We start from the raw sequence: 17533 nt of genomic DNA, 5'->3' as shown, positions 1-17533 counted from the left end.
CGCCCGCCTGAGCGTACGTCAGCGTCGGCTACTTTCGGTCTCGGTCCCGACTCGGTTGCACTCGCTTCGGTTCGCCCGGCATCTTGGGATAGTTAGGCGGGTACGGGAGATCGCCCAGGCCGTTCGCGGCGTCCCGGTCTGCCATGTCGAGCAGGACGTCGAGCGACTGCTCCACGTCACGGATGGTCGCCATGGGGTCTCCACGCTTGTCGAGCAGGGCGGGCACGGTGGCGATGGTGAAGTCGTCAGGGTCGACGTCGATGAGTTCCGCCCAGGTCACCGGCGTCGACACCGTCGCGATAGGAGTCTTGCGGGCGGAGTACGCGGAGGCGATGGTCTTGTCGCGCGCATTCTGGTTGAAGTCGAGGAAGATTCGTTCACCGCGTTCCTCCTTCCACCACGACGTAGTGGCCCGGTCGCCGCTGCGCCGCTCGATCTCCCGCGCGAGGGCGATGCCGGCCCGGCGCACCTCCACGAAGTCCCACCGCTGCGCGATGCTCAGATAGACGTGCAGGCCACGACCACCCGACGTCTTCGGGAAGCCGACCAGGCCGAGCTCGTCCAGTAGGGGCTGCACGACGTCGAGGGCCACCGCACGGGCATCGTCGAAGCCGGTGCCGGGCTGCGGGTCCAGGTCGATCCGCAGCTCGTCGGGATGGTCGACGTCGGGGCAGCGGACCGCCCAGGGATGGAAGGTGATGTTGCCGAGGTTCGCAGCCCACACGATGTCGGGTGCGCTGCGGACGCGGAGTACATCCGCCTTTCGTCCCGACGGGAAAGTGACCTCGCAGGAACCGACGTGTTCCGGACGCTTGGCCGGCACGCGCTTCTGGTAGATCTCCTCGCCTTCGACTCCGTCGGGGAACCGCTGCAGATGCGTCGGCCGGTCCCGCAGCGCATCCAGCAGCGCACCCTGCAGGGCGACGGAGCGGTAGTACTCCACGAGGTGCCGTTTGGTGCCGCCGTCCGCACCGAGTTTCGGGTAGTAGATCTTGTCGGGGTTCGACAGGCGAACGGCGACGCCGTCCACGTCGAGTTCGACGGCCGGGCTCGCCATCACGAACCCCCGGCCAGCACGTCGGAAAGGTCGTATCGCACCGGAACCTCCAGTTGTTCGAATGTGCACTCGTCGGGCGTCCGGTCCGGTCGCCAGCGCAGGAACCGCGCGGCGTGCCGGAAGCGTGCGCCTTCCATCTGGTCATACGCCACCTCGACCACCCGTTCAGGTCGTAGTGGCACCCACGTGCGGTCGTTGCCCGACCGCCAGCGGGTGGGCTCACCCTCGGCGACGACGTCGTCACCGACCCGCAGCTCTTCCAACTCGGCGAGCAGTTCGATTCGCCTCGCCGAGGTGAAGGCCGACGCACCGCCCACCATCGACAGCTGGTCACCGTCGTAGAGCCCGAGAAGCATCGACCCGATTCCGGGCTGGCTCTTGTGGGGCCGGTAGCCGATGACGACGCAGTCGGCGGTGCGGGCGTGCTTCACCTTCACCATTTCCCGCTTGTTCGGCAGGTACGGCCCGGCGAGCTTTTTCGCCACCACTCCGTCGAGGCCGGCGCCCTCGAACGTCTGGAACCACTCGGTTGCCAGCTCGCTCGACTCCGTGGCCGCGGTGACATGGCAACTGGGACCGCCACCGACGGCGCCGACCAGCTCCTGTCTGCGGGTCGAGAAGTCCTCACGACTGAGATCCCGGTCGCCCAGGACCAGCAGGTCGAAGGCGACGAATTGAGCCGGGGTCTGCTCGGACAGCAGTGTCACTCGGCTCTCCGCCGGATGAATGCGCTCCGACAAGGATTCCCAGTCGAGCCGGGTGTGGCCGTCGACAGTGCGCGGCACCACGAGCTCACCGTCCACCACACAGCGCTCCGGGAGCTCGGCGACGGCGGCCCGAACCATCTCGGGGAAGTACCTGGCCAGGTCTTTTCCGCCGCGGGAGCCGAGCACCACCTCGTCGCCGTCCCGGAAAACGAGGGCCCGAAAGCCGTCCCACTTGGGCTCGTACGACCACATGAGACCCGACTCCGGTTGCGTCGGAACGGACGACGCGGACTTCGCGAGCATCGGTTGCAGGGGAGGCATCACGGGGAGATCCACCCGTCCATAGTGTCATTACGATTGGTAAATCTGTGACCGATGTAATCAAATAATGCGCGACACGGCATGCGCGTGGAGCCGGGATGGCAAGCGGTCATCCGGGAAGGTAGGTGGCACCGCCATCCCGGAAATTCGGGTGGCACTGCCATCCAGAACGAGGTGGGGTTGAGATGGCAGGTCTGGTTCGGCGGGTGTGCACCGCGGTCGTCGCACTGTCGGCGACGGCGGTTCTCGTCACGGGGTGCGGTTCGGAGGTCACTCCCACGGCAGTGCCGGAGTCGGGGGCTTCGGCCACTACCACTGAGTCGACGACCGTGATCGACGGACAGGAAGGTGTGGACGCCGGCGGAGACGTCGACTTCGAAGTAGCGATCGGCGAGTGCGTCAAGCTCGGCGGCACGATCACCGACGCCGAGATCGACAAGGCGGCGTGCGGCAGCCCCGAGTCGAACTACAAGGTGATCGCCAAGGCGGAGCAGAACAGCCAGTGCATCAGCGACGCCGACTCGTACTACTACGAGACCCTCGGCGGAGTCGAGCAGGGCGCGATCTGCCTCGACGTCGACTGGGTCATCGGCGGATGCATGGATGTCGGTGGTGAGGATCCCAAGCGCATCGAGTGCACCGACCCCACCGCCGTCGACGGGGTGAAAGTGACCGAAATCGTGCAGGGCGCCACGTCCGTGGATTCGTGCACCACGTCCTCCAACGGCTACGAATACCCCGAGCGCAAGTTCGTCGTCTGTGTTGATGAGCTCTGACAGCCCGAGGCTGCGGGTCGACGAGCCTTAACTGGTTGTCAGGTCGGCTGCGGGTTCACCCGCAGCCGACCTGACCTCACAACCAGCCACGCCGTTTGAAGATGGTGTACAGGCCCGCGCACGTGAGCATCATCAGCGACAGGGCGAACGGGTATCCGCCCACCCAGTGCAGTTCCGGCATGTGGTCGAAATTCATGCCATACACCGTCCCGATGAGGGTGGGGGCGAACAGGATTGCCGCCCAGGCCGATACCTTCTTGATTTCTTCGTTCTGCGCGTAGCTCGCCTGGGTGAGGTTCCGCATCTCCTCGTTCTGTTCCTGCGACACCAGAGTCGCGTTGACGGTGAGGATGTTGCCGAGCAACTGGCGGAATCCGTCCGCCCGCTCCACGACGACCGTCGCGTGATCGGTAACGTCACGGAGATACCGCTGCAGTTCCTCGTCGGTGTTGTACTTCTCGAATCCCGCCGACAGCCCGCGCAGCATTCCGAGCAGCGGCCTTGTGGCCCTCTGGAATTCGATGACCTCACGCGTGAGTTCGTAGATTCGCCGCGACACACCGGGTTCGCCGCTGAACACTTCGGTTTCGATCTCGTCGATGTCGTTCTGCAGGCCCGACACCACCGGGGCGTAGCCGTCGACCACCGCGTCGAGGATTGCGTACAGGACCGCCTCGGGTCCCAGCTTCAGCAGGTCCGGGTTCCCTTCCATCCTCCTGCGCACCGCCGACAGGTCGGGTGACTCACTGTGCCGCACGGTGAGCACGAATGTCGGCCCACAGAAGATGTGCAGCTCGCCGAATTCGACGCGCTCGGTTTCGTCGCAGTACCGTGCGGCCCGCAGCACCACGAACAACGTTTCGCCGTAGCGTTCGAGTTTGGGACGCTGGTGCGCGACGATCGCGTCCTCGACCGCCAGCTCGTGAAGATCGAATTGCGCTGCTGCAGCGTACAACTGGGCGTCGTTGGGCCGGTACATGCCGATCCAGGCCATCGACGACGCGTCCGGCAAGCTGCCCAGCGCCTCCGACAGCGTGGCCGGTGTCGCGATCTTCTTTCCGTCACGATAGACGGCGCTGTTGACCACAGTTTCTTCGGCCGGCGTCGGTTCGGGTGCGCGACGCGGGGCGACGTGACCGGTCTCGGCGTCGGACAGACCGGCGGAACGGCTCGGGAGCAGGGAACGAATGGGACGCAATTGTGGCATGGCACTGGTCTTTCGAGGAAGGATGCGTGCAAGTGGACACACGACTGTGAAACCGTTCCCCGGCGAGGTGAAACGGTTTCAGTAGATACTGGGAGGTTGGCTTCTCATCGGACGCCTCACCTCCACTTCCTCGACATGCTCACAGACGCGAGCGGCGACTGCACTCTGCAGACCGCAGGACAGACTACTCCTGTCGGGCCGATTCAGGGAAGCAGGGCCATTCCCGCCCTGGCCGGGTCACCGTTCACGAACCTCGAGCGAGCGTGCCAGGACGGGCCCGATGACGGCGAGGGACTGCGGTTCGATCATGTCGTTGTGCCCGCAATCGACGGGCTGCTCGTCGATCCGGCCGGTCACGAGCGACCGCCACTCCTCGGCGGACCGCGCGCGGGCGCCGCCGTCTCCGTTGCGCACGGCAGGGAAGAAGAGCACGTTGCCGTCGTACACCCGCGGAACGAACCGGCACCCGAGACGCTGGGAGTTCTCGTACCCCGCAGCGATCCGTTCGAGATGCTCTGCGGTGACGCCGGCTTCGGCCCCGAATGTTTCACCGAGCAACTGGGCCGCACGCTCGTAGGTGAGCTGGTTGTCCGACAGGTCTGTCTCCACGCCGAGGCCCCGGAGCAGCTCCCGCAGGTCGAGCTGACCGACTGCGGGTTGCTCTCCGTCCTCGGGGTAGCTGTCCATGAGGGCGAGGGTGGCCACCTCGTCCCCCGAGGCCCGGAGTTCGACGGCCATGGCATGTGCGATGACCCCGCCGAGCGACCAGCCCAACAGGTCGTAGGGACCTTCGGGCTGTATGTTCCTGATCTCTTCGACGTAGCGGCGGGCGAGTTGTTCGATCGACTCGGGTAACGGCTCACCGCTGATCGCGGGAAGCTGCAGTCCGTACACCGGCCGGTCCGGCGGTAGGTACCGGACGAGGCCGGCGTAGCCCCACGAGAGCCCGATTCCCGGGTGCACGCAGAACAACGGGGTACCTCTTCCCTGCGCCCGCAAGGGAATCACGACGGCGAGTGCCTCTTCCACACCGGTGGCGCGGGCCGGCAGTTCGAGACGGTGGGCGATCCCCGCAGGCGTGGGGTCGAGGAACATCCATTGCAGCGGAACCGTCCGCTCCAGTCTGGCCTCGAGGGCGCTGACGATCCGGGTGGCGAGGAGGGAGTTACCGCCGAGGTCGAAGAAGCTGTCCGCGACGCCGACCCGCTCCACGCCGAGGACCTCGGCGAACGCTTCCACGATTACGCGTTCGGTGTCCGTGGCCGGTGCCCGGAACGTCGCTCCACTGGAACCGAATTCTGGTGCGGGCAGCGCTTTTCGGTCGAGTTTGCCGACAGGGGTCATCGGGATTTCGTCGAGGACGATCACCGCGGCCGGCGTCATGTGTGCGGGCAGGCGCTCGGACGCGTAGGTGCGCAGTTCCGTGGGCCGCACCTCCTGTCCCTCCTGTACCCGCACATACGAGGCGAGTACGGCGTCGCCTGAGGGAGCTGTGTGACCGATGGTGGCAGCAAAGGCGACCGCCGGATGACGGGCGAGCACGGCGTCGATCTCGCCGAGCTCGATGCGGAAGCCGCGGACCTTGACCTGGAAGTCGCTGCGCCCGATGTACTCGAGGGTGTGCGGTGTGACATCCCCCGTCGCCGGACTCGCCGACTTGCGCCAGCGCACCACGTCGCCGGTCCGGTACATCCGGCATCCCGGCTCGCAGAAGGGGCAGGCGACGAAGCGTTCGGAGGTGAGCGCCGCCCGATTGTGGTACCCGCGTGCCATACCCGGCCCGACGATGTATAACTCGCCGTGCACGCCGACGGGCACCGGTTGCAGTCGCTCGTCGAGGACCAGGAACGCAAGTCCTACTGCCGGCCCCCCGATGTTCACCCCTTCACCGGCATGCATCGGGGCGCTGACACTCGCCTGGATGGTGGTTTCCGTGGGTCCGTACCCGCTGTGCAGGCTGCGACCCGGCGCCCACTGCGCGACCACCTCCGGCGGGCATGCCTCGCCGACCAGGTCGAGGACACGAAGCGAGTGGAGTTCGTCGTTGTCGAGCGCCGCCAGCGCGGTGGGTGTGATGGTGGCATGGGTGACGCGCTCGCGCCGGAACAGATGAGCCAGTTCGCTGCCACCGACGATGGTGGGCGGCACGATCACCACCCGCGCCCCGGCGCTGAACGCCATCATCAGTTCGAACACCGACGCATCGAAACTCGGGGACGCCAGATGCGACACCCTGGCCTCGGGCGTGACCTCGAAGCAGTCGCGCGTTTCCGCGGTGAAGTTCGCCATGCCCTGGTGAGTGACGACGACGCCCTTCGGTTTCCCCGTCGAGCCGGAGGTATAGATGAGATACGCCGGATGGGCGAGTAACAATCGGCTCGTCCGGTCCTCATCTGTCAGTGGCGCGGACGACTCCGCCGCCATCTGCTCGGTGACGTTTTCGTCGTCCAGCACCAGCCACGCAACAGTGTCCGGCAAAGTGGCTCGGTGAGCTCGCACGGTGAGGCCCAACGAGGCTTGGCAGTCGGTGAGCATGAAGTCGATGCGTTCGCGTGGGTAGGCCGGATCGACGGGCACGAAGGCCGCGCCTGCCTTGGTGACCGACCAGATCGAGACCACAGCTTCGATCGAGCGGGGCATTCCGAGCGCGACGAAGGTCTCCGGCCCCACCCCACGGCCACGGAGGACGCGGGCCAACCGGTTGGACCACTCGTCGAGTTCGCGGTAACGCACGTGCCTGCCCTCGCAGGACAGCGCCACCGAGTCGGGGTCGAGTGCGGCGGCAGCGGTGAGCAGGTCGGGCCACAGTTCCGGGCGCATGTCGGGTGCGCCGCGGGCAGGAACCAGGGCCCGCGTCTCCACCTCGTCGAGGAGCGGGAGGTCGCCGACCGGCCGGTCGGGGTTCTCGGTCACAGCGTCGAGAATCCGCAGGAACCGGTCGGCGAAACCTCGGACGGTGCCGGCATCGAAGAGATCGGTCGCGAAATCGATGGCGCCATCCATGCCTGCCGGTGCACCGTTCACGTCGAACTTCTCGGCCAGGAGGAATTCGAGATCCACCTTGACGACGGCGAGTTCGGGATCGAGTGCACGAACCTCCAGATCCGGCAGTGTCAGCACTGGTTGCTCGTTGTTCTGGAACTCGAGGGAGACCTGGACGATCGGTGAGTGCGCCGTCGATCGAGTCGGCCCCACTGCCTCCACCACGCGTTCGAAGGGAACGTCGGCGTGGGTGAAGGCACCGAGGTCGACATCACGGCACTGGGCCGCCAGGGTGGTGAAGGACGTTGCGGAATCGACCTGCGTGCGCAGGGCGAGCGTGCCCACGAACATGCCGACCAGATCGTCGAGCGCGGGTTCTCCGCGGCCGGCGATCGGCGTTCCGATCACGACGTCGTCGGTGCGGCCGAGCCGTGACAGCAGCACGGCGAGTGCGGCATGGACGGTCATGAACTCCGTGGAGCGAAGGCGCCGCGACAGTTCTTTGATCCGTCGATGGAGGCCGCGGTCGACGGTGAAGCCGATGCGGCCGCCGCGGAAGGATTGCTGGGGAGGTCGGTCGTAATCGGTGGGCAGTTCGAGGAGGTCGGGTGTTCCTGCCAGCACATTCCTCCAGTAGGCGAGCTGCGTCCCGATCAGCGACTCGGGGTCGTCGGCCGAGCCCAGCAGCTCCCGTTGCCACAGGGTGTAGTCGGCGTACTGCACCGGCAGCGGTGCCCACGCGGGCGCGTCGCCGCGGGCACGGGCTTCGTATGCCGTCATCACGTCGTGCACCAGCGGGACCATCGAGAACCCGTCCGCCGAGATGTGATGCACCACAACGGCAAGCACGTGCTCGGTGGCGGTGAGCGAGAACAGGCGCACCCGCAGCGGTACCCGCGCGGTGACATCGAATCCCGCCGACACCAGCCGGGTCAGCTTCTCTCGCAGATGACGCTCGTCCACCACGGCGACCGGGATCAGTGTGAGCGCTGCGCTCTCGGCGGGCAGAATTCGTTGGACGGGCCCGTCCTCGCCGATCGGGAACGTCGTTCGCAGGGACTCGTGCCGGGTAAAGACATCGGTGATCGCCGAGCTCAGCGCCCGCACATCGAGCGCACCGCTCAGTCGGACCACGATCGGGATGTTGTAGGCGGCCGAGGTGGTGTCGAGTTGGTTGACGAACCACATGCGCTGCTGAGCGAACGACAGCGGGATGTTCTCGGGTCGCGTGCGGGGTGCGAGCACCGGGCGTTCGGACTGCCGCGCACCGGCGTGCTCGATCCGTGCGGCCAGCGCGGCCACGGTGGGCGCCTCGAACAGGTCACGGACCCCACAGTCGATGCCGAGCAACGCCCGCAACCGGGCCATCGCGCGGGTCGCGCTGAGGGAATTGCCGCCGAGGTCGAAGAATCCGGCATCGGCACCCACCCGTCCTAGTCCGAGTACGTCCGCGAAGACGTCGGCTACCGCTTCCTCGATCGGGTCGGCCGGCGGCCGGTATGGACCTGTCGTGGACAGGAAGTCGGGCTCCGGCAGTGCCGTGCGGTCCAGCTTGCCGACTGCCGTCAACGGGATTCGATCCAGCAGGACGATCGAGAACGGCACCATGTGCGACGGCAGACGGCGCTCGAGACTCCTGGTGAGCACGGCACTGTCGAGGACGCGACCCGCTGTCGGCACGACGTAGGACACCAGCAGCGTGTCACCGGCGGGACCGCGGTGCGCGATCGTGGCCGCGAACCCGACGTCCGGCTCCGACATGAGGGTGGCGTCGATCTCGCCGAGTTCTACGCGGAAACCCCGGACCTTGACCTGGAAGTCGCTGCGGCCCAGGTACTCGATGCTGTGGTCGGCGGTCCACCGCACGACATCCCCGGTGCGGTACATCCTTTCGCCGGGTCGTGTGGGATCAGCGACGAACCGTTCGGCCGTGAGCGCGGGTCGACGGTGATAGCCGCGGGCCAGACCTGCCCCGGCGAGATACAGCTCGCCCGGAACTCCGACCGGGACCGGTTGCAATCGGGTGTCGAGTACCAGTTCCGTCACGCCGCGGATGGGGCCGCCGATGGTGATCGGACCGCCGGGAACCAGCGGTTCGCTGATGTTGGACATGATCGTCGTCTCGGTCGGCCCGTACCCGTTGTACAGCCGACGGCCCGGTGCCCAGCGAGCGATCAGATCGGGTGGGCACGCTTCACCGCCGAACACCACGTCCGCCAGGTGATCCAACCCGGCTGGGTCGAGTGACGCCAGCGCCGCGGTGGTGATGAACGCGTGGGTGACCTCCCGTTCCGCGAGGAGCCGTGCCAGATCTTCGCCGCCGAATACCGTGGGCGGCGCGATCACCATCGTCGCGCCGGCCCCGAAGGCCTGCAGATACTCGTATACCGAACCGTCGAAGCTGGGCGTCGAGAAGTGCAGCGTGCGCGATTGCACTGTCGCGCCGGATCTTTCAAGTTGCTCGAGGGCGAAGTTGTCGAGACCACGATGGGTGACGAGGACACCCTTGGGCACGCCCGTGGACCCTGAGGTGTAGACGAGATACGCGGCGGTGTCCAGCACGATCGGACCGGTCCGCTCGACTGCGGTGACCGGGGCCCGCGAACAATCGGCGCATTCGGTTGTGAAGTCGGGGTGGTCCAGCATCAGCCAGTGTGCGGTGCCGGGGAGGCGGCCACGGTGCTGCGTAGTGGTCACGCCGAGTGCGGCTCCGGAATCGGCGAGCATATGCCTGATTCGCTCGTCGGGGTAGCTGGGGTCGATCGGCACGAACGCCGCCCCCGTCTTCGCCACCGCCCACACCGACAGCATGGAGTCGAGGGACCGCGGTATTCCGATGGCCACGAAGCTCTCCGGTCCGACACCGCGGGCGATGAGTGCGCGCGCCAGACGATTCGACCGCTCGTCCAGCTCGCGGTAGCTCACGTGCTCGTCTTCGAAGGACAGTGCGATCGCGTCCGGATCGAGCGCGGCGGCATCGGCAAAAATTTCGGGCAGAGTGCGGGCCGACCCGCCCGGACGACCGCGGACCGGAACCAGCTCGGTGCGCTCGTCGTCGGTGAGCAGCGACAGCGCGGCCAACGGCTGTTCCGGCCGGGTGCACGCGTCGAGAACCCGCAGCACACGCCCGGCGATGCCTTCGACTGCGTCCGCCGCGAAGACGTCGGGCAGGTACTCGAACTTCAGGTGGAGACGAGTGTCGACAGACGCGACCAGGCTCAGCGGGTAATGCGCAGCATCGTGCGCATCCACCCCCGCCACGCGCATCCCGGCGATATCGGTGTCGGTCGACAGCCCGGCGCGATCGACCGGGTACGACTCGAACACGGTCAAGGTGTCGAAGCCGACCTCGGGCCCCGCGGCGCGCTGAATCTCGGCCAGACCCAGGTAGTGGTGATCCAGCAACGCCGCCTGCTCGGCCTGGACACGTTCGAGGAGCGCACCCATCGATTCTTCGGGACGTAGTTCGATCCGGACGGGCAATGTGTTGATGAACAGGCCGATCATCGTCTCGATGCCCGCCAGCTCGGGAGGCCGCCCCGAGACGGTGGCACCGAACAGTACGTCGTCGCGGCCGGTCAACGTACCGAGCACAATTCCCCAGCACACCTGGACGAGAGTGTTGATCGTCACCCCGCGAGAACGCGCCAGCTCGCGCAGGCGGGTGGTCTCGTCCTCGTCCAGGTCGAACACCCACTCCTGAGGAACGGTGGACAACTGCCGCCGACGTTCGACGGCTGCTGAATCATCCCTCGCTCCGCTCGCCCCGGTCGCCCGGGCTGCCAACAGGGTCGGACCCTCCACCCCCGCCAGAGCCCGGGCCCACACCGCCCGGGAGGGTTCGAGATCCCGGTGCTTCATCCACGCCAGATAGTCGCGGTAGCCGCGCACACGTGGGAGGGGTGACGGGTCACCGTCGGTGGCGTAGAGCGTCAGCAACTCCGTGATCAGCAGCGGCATCGACCAGCCGTCGAGAAGGATGTGATGGTTGGCCGACACCAGCCGGTATCGGTTCTGTGCCAACGTGATCAGAGTGAAGCGGATCAGCGGCGCAGAGGTCAGGTCGAACGGGCGGATCCTGTCTTCGGCCTCCAGTCGCCTGATCTCGGACGCCGCCGCGGTGTCGTCGAGCGCGGTCAGATCGACCTCACGCCAGGGCACCTCGACGTGTCGCCGGACGACTTGCATGGTGTTGCCCTCGGCGTCGTGCAGGAAAGCGGTGCGTAGGTTGGCGTGTCTGTCGACCAGAGCGGCGACCGCGCGACGCAGGCGAGGTGCATCCACCTCACCGCGAAGGTCGAGACCGATCTGCACGAGGTAGGCATCGACGGAGGCGTCGGCAAGCTCGGCCTGAAAGAGCATGCCGAATTGCAGAGGCGACAGCGGCCACACATCGGTCAGGTCGGGGCAGCGACGTTCGAGGGTCTCGATCGCATCCTGCCCCAGTTCGACGAGATCGAAATCCGATGGCGTGAAGCCGCCGCCGCCCGACTCGACGTGCGCACCGAGGGCGGCGAGTGCCTGTACCCACAGTTGCGCGAGTTCGTCGACCTCGTCGCGGGTGAGGACGCCCGGCGGGTAACTCCACGTGGATTTCAGCTGCGGGCCTTCGCCCGCGTCGATGGTCATCGCATTGACGTCGACGACCGCCGCGACGGGTAGGTCTGCAACCGCCTTCTCGCGTAGGGCGGGTTCGTCGACGGGCACCCATCCCTCGGCGTTCTCCGGAGCTGTTCCGCCCATTCTGCCGAGATAGTTGAAACTGACCTGCGGAGGCGACAGTCGTGAAAGTGTCTCCGTAGTTTCGTTGTTCAGGTGCCGGAGCAGTCCGAAGCCGATGCCGTGGTCGGGTACGGCGAGGAGTATTTCCTTGACAGCCTTCACCGCGGCTCCTGCGGACGGGCCTCCCGCGAACGCGTCGTCGAGGTCCACTCCGCTGAGATCGAAACGCACGGGGAAGATGGTGGTGAACCATCCGACCGTGCGGGAGAGATCTGCCCCGGGTACCACCTGCTCTTCACGGCCGTGGCCTTCGAGATTCACCAAGGCGTCCTCGACATCGATCCTCCGGTGTCGCCGCCACCGGATCAGCGCCATGGTCAGCGCCGTCAACAGCCCGTCTCCCACGCTGCCGTGGAATGCCTGTGGCACGGTCGTCAGCAGTGTCTCGCTCAACGGGGCCGGAAGGTGCACTTCCACGTCCTCGGCGGTGAGGGCGGTGTCCGATTCGGCCACGGGGCGTGAGCCCAGGATGGGGTCGGGCGCGTCCAGTATCCGTTGCCACAGTTCGAGTTCGGCTGTTCGACGAGGCTCGTGCGCGGCGTCGGCGAGTGCATACGCCCATCGGCGCATCGACGTTCCCGGTGGCTCCAGCACCGGTGTCGCACCGGACTGCAGTTGCGCGCACGCCGTGGCGAGGTCCGGGATCATGATCCGCCAGGACACTCCGTCCATCGCCAGATGATGGACGGCGATCAGCAACCGGCCATCCCCCCGGCGACCCGCGTCGAGCCAGACCACCTGCATCATCACACCCGACCCGGGATCAAGCCGATCGAGGGCTGCGTCGAGTTCCCTCGCGGCGAGATCGGAGACGTCGTCACCGTCCACCGGCACCCGGCGTACGAGCGTGGCCGCCCGCACCGCCCCTTCGGCTTGCACCTCCATCGACCAGCCCTCTTCGGTGTGCGAGGTGCGGTACAGACGCGACCGCAGGAGGTCGTACCGATCCAGCAGGGCCTGGACGGCCCGCGTCAGGGTGTCCTCGTCCAAGGTCGCAGGCACGGTGAACAGTGCGGTCTGCGAGTAACGCCGGAAATCTCCGCCTCGGCCGAGGAGCCACCGCACTATCGGGGTCAACGGAATCTCCCCGACACCGCCACCGGGCAGCTCCTCCAGAATCACCGCCTGGTCACCCTGTCCGGCGATTTCGGCCAGAGCCGCAACGGTTCTACGTTCGAACACGTCTCGCGGCGAGATCACCACCCCGGCTGCCTTGGCGCGGGTGACCAGCTGGATGGACATGATCGAATCGCCACCGATGGCGAAGAACGAGTCGTCGACGCCCACCGTGTCGAGGCCCAGGACCTCGGCGAACAGGCCGGCGAGAATGCGTTCGGTCTCGGTGAGGGAGGTACGGCTCGTGGTGACCTGTCGACCGAAGTCCGGTTCGGGCAGAGCTTTCCGGTCGAGCTTGCCGTTCGCCGTCAACGGCATCTCGTCGAGAACCACCACTGCTGCCGGCACCATGTGCGAAGCCAGCCTCTCTGCGGCTGCGTCGATGAGCACAGCCGGGTCGATCGATACGCCGGTCTCCGGCACGGCGTACCCCACCAATCGACTCCCGTGCACCGTCACCGCCGACTGCGCCACTCCTTCACACGCGAGGAGAGCCGACTCCACCTCACCGAGTTCGATCCGGTAACCCTTCACCTGCACCTGGAGGTCATTGCGGCCGAGGTACTCCAGCTGCCCGTCGCGGTTCCACCTGCCGAGGTCACCGGTCCGGTACATCCGGGACTCCGGCAGGAACGGGTCGGGAACGAACCGGGCGGACGTGAGGGCGGGACGGCCGAGGTATCCGCGCGACACCTGCTCCCCTGCGACGTACAGTTCCCCGATCACGCCCGGCGGCACCGGATGCAGCCGGTCGTCGAGGACGTAGACGCGCAGCCCGGGTAGGCCCCGGCCGATCACGGATGCGGGCTGCTCCGTCACGGTGTCCCGGTCGATCGGCAGGTGGCTGACATGCACCGTCGTTTCCGTGATGCCGTACATATTGACCAGAACCGGCGCGGTGTCGTCCCGGCGTGCGTACCAGCGCTGCAGTTGCGCGAATTCGAGGGCTTCCCCACCGAAGATCACGTACCGGAGGGACAGTGCGGGACCACCGGCCAGACGATCCGCTTCTGCCAACTGGTAAAAGGCAGTGGGAGTTTGGTTCAGGACTGTGACGTATTCGCCGCGCAGGAGTTCGAGGAACTTCTCGGGTGAGCGCGCGGTGAAGTAGTCCACCAGTACCAGCCGGCCACCGTGCGCGAGCGCTCCCCACATCTCCCACACCGAGAAGTCGAATGCGGCGGAATGGAACATGGTCCACACGTCGTCGGGCCCGAAACCGAACAGCGACTGGGTTTGTGCCAGCAAGGCAACCACGTTGCGATGTGAGACCTGCACACCCTTCGGCCGTCCGGTGGAGCCCGACGTGTAGATCACGTACGCCACCGAGTCCGGGTGCAACGGACTGCACCGGTCGACATCCGTGATCGGCAGGGGCGAGAAGCGTTGCACCGCGGTCAGCGTGTCGGGGTCGTCCACGATAATGACCGGGGCGCAGGCAGTATCGACAACCGGTGCGTCCGCGGTGGTGGTCAGTACACATCTCGGCTGGGCATCGCTCAGCAGGAAGGTCAGCCGTTCCGGAGGAGAGGCTACATCGACAGGGAGGTACCCGGCGCCCGACTTCACCACTGCCAGAGCCGCAACCACCAAGTCGACGGAACGCGTCATGACCACGGCCACCAGTGTTTCCGCGCCCGCTCCCTGGTCGGCCAGCAGTCTCGCGAGCCGGTTCGCCCGGTCGTCGAGTTCCCGGTAGGTCACGGACGAGCCGTCACAGCGCACGGCGACGGCATCGCCGGCGGCGGCCACCACACGGTCGAAAACGTCCGCCAACGTCGACGGCGCGACGTGCTGTGCCGGTCGATGCGCGGAGGTGAGCACGAACTCGCGCTCGGCCGGGAGGAGGAGGTCGACGTCGTCCACGAGCACCGTCGGGTCTGCCGACACGGTCTCGACCACATGGAGGAAGCGCTGCGCGAGACGCTCGACCGATGTGCGGTCGAATACGTCGGTCGCGTAACGGAAGCCGGCGGTGATCCCGGTCGGCATCCCGTTCTCGCCGAGCCGCTCTGCGAGGCTCAGCTGCAAGTCGAATTGCGCCACCTCGAGATCGACGTCGAGGGATTCGACTGCCAACCCCGGCAGCTCCAGGCGTACGCGCGTGTCGTTCCGGAACTCGAGGAGCACCTGGAACAGGGGTGTGTGCGCAGTGGACCGCTCGGGCACCAACTCGTCTACGAGCCGCTCGAACGGGATGTCCGCGTGCTCGAATGCGCCGAGGTCAGCTGAGCGCACCTCGGTGAGTACGTCGGCGAACGATGCCCCTGACGGCACCGACGTGCGGAGCACGAGCGTATTGACGAACATCCCCACTACATCGTCGAGCGCCCGGTGGCCGCGGCCCGCGATCGGCGTTCCCACCACCACGTCGTGTGAGCCCGACAGCCGTTGGAGCAGCACTGCCCAGGCCGCGTGCATCACTATGAACAGAGTCGAACGAGCTTGGCGTGCAAGGTCGAGCAAGGCGGAATGCACGGCAGGCGCGATGTCGCGGGTGACGACGGCACCCCGGGAGGATCTTTGTCTGGGTCGCGGTCGGTCCAGGGGCAACGGCACAACCTCCGGGCTGCCCGACAGCGTCCGGATCCAGTAGCCGAGTTGCTCCGACAGCACCGACTCGGGCTGGTCCTCGGTGCCCAGGACCTCGCGCTGCCACAGGCTGTAGTCGGCGTACTGCACGGGCAGCGGTGCCCAGCCGGGCGCGCGCTGTTGTTTGCGCGCGGTGTAGGCAAGCATCACATCGCGCGCCAGGGGCGTCATCGAGAAGCCGTCGGCCGCAATGTGATGTACGGCGAGGGCCAGGACGTGACTCTCGGGAGCGAGGCTCACCAACGTCACCCGGATGGGCAGTTCCTCGGTGACATCGAATCCCTTGCCGAAAAAGGTGGCGAGGAGATCTCGAAGGTCCCGTTCGGTAGCGGATGTCGAATCCAGTTCGGGGATGGCGGTTCTCGTCTCCACGATGACTTGATGGGGTCCGTCGGCAGAACCGGGATACATGGTACGCAGTGTCTCGTGCCGTTCGATGACGTCACCGAGTGCCGCCCGGAGAGTCGGCAGGTCTATCACGCCGTCCAGACGTAGCGCAACCGGAATGTTGTATGCCGGTGAGGAGGTGTCGAACTGGTTGATGAACCACATACGCTGTTGCGCCAGAGAAAGGGGAAGCCGATCGGGCCGCGGTCGCGCGGTCAGTTCCGGGGTAACGGAGTTCGTCAGCAGGGACGGCCCGATCCGATCGGCCAGGTCGGATACCACGGGGTTGTCGAACAGCACGCCCACAGCGAGTGTCGTCTCCAGCGCGCTGTTGATGCGGGCCACCGCCCTGGTGGCGCTGAGCGAATCGCCACCGAGTGCGAAGAAGCTGTCGTCCGCGCCGACGCGGTCGACACCGAGGACGTCAGCGAAAGCTGTGGCGACAGACTGCTCCACGGGTGTCGTCGGAGCGCGATACCCCGCTGTGGTGAAGTGGGGTTCGGGGAGGGCCTTGCGGTCGAGCTTGCCATTCACCGTCACCGGCAACTCATCGAGCACCACCACCACCGACGGCACCATATACCCCGGCAACACCCCCGCCGCCCACTCCACCACCGCCCGACCCTCCACCACCACCCCACACTCAGGCACCACATACCCCACCACAAACTCCCCACCCGACCCACCCCGCAACACCACCACCGCCTGCGCCACACCCCCATACCGCAACAACACCGCCTCGATCTCCCCCAACTCCACCCGCTGCCCCCGCAACTTCACCTGAAAATCCACCCGACCCACATACTCGAGCTCCCCACCCGACAACCACCGAACCCGATCCCCCGTCCGATACAACCGCGAACCACACCCGAACGGATTCGCCACAAACCGATCCGCCGTCAAATCCACCCGACCCCGATACCCCCGCGCCAACTGCACACCCCCACATACAACTCCCCCACCACCCCCACCGGCACCGGCCGCAACCACCCATCCAACACAAACACCTGCGTATTCCACACCGGAACCCCGATCGGCACCCCCACCACATCCGCATCGGTCACCTCATGAAACGTCACATCCACCGACGCCTCCGTCGGCCCATACAAGTTATGCACCCGCACACCCGGCACCAACCCCCGCATCCTCGACGCCACCGACGCCGACAACGCCTCCCCCGACGCGAACACCCGCCGCACACTCACACACCGCGCCACCGCCGGCTCCGCCGTGAACACCGCCAACATCGACGGCACGAAATGCGCCGTCGTCACCCCATTTTCGACGATCACATCCACAAGATAAGCCGGATCACGATGCCCACCCGGCTCCGCCACCACCAACCGCGCCCCCACCATCAACGGCCAGAACAACTCCCACACCGACACATCGAACGTCACCGGCGTCTTCAACAACACCACATCATCCGAACCCAGCCCATACTCCCCCTGCATCCACAACAACCGATTCACAATGCCCGCATGCGAAACCACCACCCCCTTCGGCCGACCCGTCGAACCCGACGTGAACATCACATACGCCGGATTCTCCCCACGCAACACCCCCAACCGCTCCCCATCCGAAATCGGCTCCCCGAAAACCCCGA

6 protein-coding genes are annotated in these 17533 nt (G+C 66.5%); 1 reads left to right on the top strand and 5 read right to left on the bottom strand.

Annotation, left to right across the window (positions count from 1 at the left end):
- Positions 1-28: 28 nt before the first annotated feature.
- Both JQT59_RS12015 and JQT59_RS12010 read right to left on the bottom strand, forming a co-directional pair.
- A complete protein-coding gene (locus JQT59_RS12015) occupies positions 29-1057 on the bottom strand; it encodes a DNA polymerase domain-containing protein (RefSeq protein ID WP_213576327.1) in 1029 nt (342 codons plus the stop codon).
- Entirely contained in the window at positions 1057-2100 is a 1044-nt protein-coding gene (locus tag JQT59_RS12010) for an ATP-dependent DNA ligase (RefSeq protein WP_213576326.1), read from the bottom strand. The genes JQT59_RS12015 and JQT59_RS12010 overlap by 1 nt, the downstream gene beginning before the upstream one ends.
- Before the next feature lie 170 nt (positions 2101-2270).
- Between JQT59_RS12010 and lppU the strand changes: the two genes are divergently transcribed.
- On the top strand, positions 2271-2861 hold the full coding sequence (lppU, locus tag JQT59_RS12005; protein WP_109333357.1) for an LppU family putative lipoprotein: 591 nt from the start codon (positions 2271-2273) through the stop codon (positions 2859-2861).
- A gap of 76 nt (positions 2862-2937) precedes the next feature.
- Here the strand turns inward: lppU and JQT59_RS12000 are convergent, their stop codons facing one another.
- From JQT59_RS12000 to JQT59_RS37990, 3 genes are all read right to left on the bottom strand, one after another.
- Positions 2938-4068 (bottom strand): magnesium and cobalt transport protein CorA, encoded by a 1131-nt coding sequence (locus tag JQT59_RS12000; RefSeq protein WP_213576325.1) that lies wholly within the window; start codon positions 4066-4068, stop codon positions 2938-2940.
- Positions 4069-4305: 237 nt separating this feature from the next.
- The gene (locus tag JQT59_RS36885) at positions 4306-16836 is read right to left on the bottom strand and encodes a non-ribosomal peptide synthetase (RefSeq protein WP_349307014.1); all 12531 of its coding nucleotides are present in this window, start codon (positions 16834-16836) and stop codon (positions 4306-4308) included.
- Positions 16827-17489, bottom strand: coding sequence for an AMP-binding protein (locus JQT59_RS37990; RefSeq protein ID WP_349307013.1), 663 nt, complete (start codon positions 17487-17489; stop codon positions 16827-16829). The genes JQT59_RS36885 and JQT59_RS37990 overlap by 10 nt, the downstream gene beginning before the upstream one ends.
- Positions 17490-17533: the final 44 nt, after the last annotated feature.

This window comes from Rhodococcus sp. USK13, from assembly GCF_018343855.1.
GTDB classification, from domain to species: domain Bacteria; phylum Actinomycetota; class Actinomycetes; order Mycobacteriales; family Mycobacteriaceae; genus Rhodococcus_F; species Rhodococcus_F oxybenzonivorans.
The sequence above is the reverse complement of the archived record's forward strand: the minus strand, read 5'-3'. Positions and strand labels throughout refer to the sequence as shown.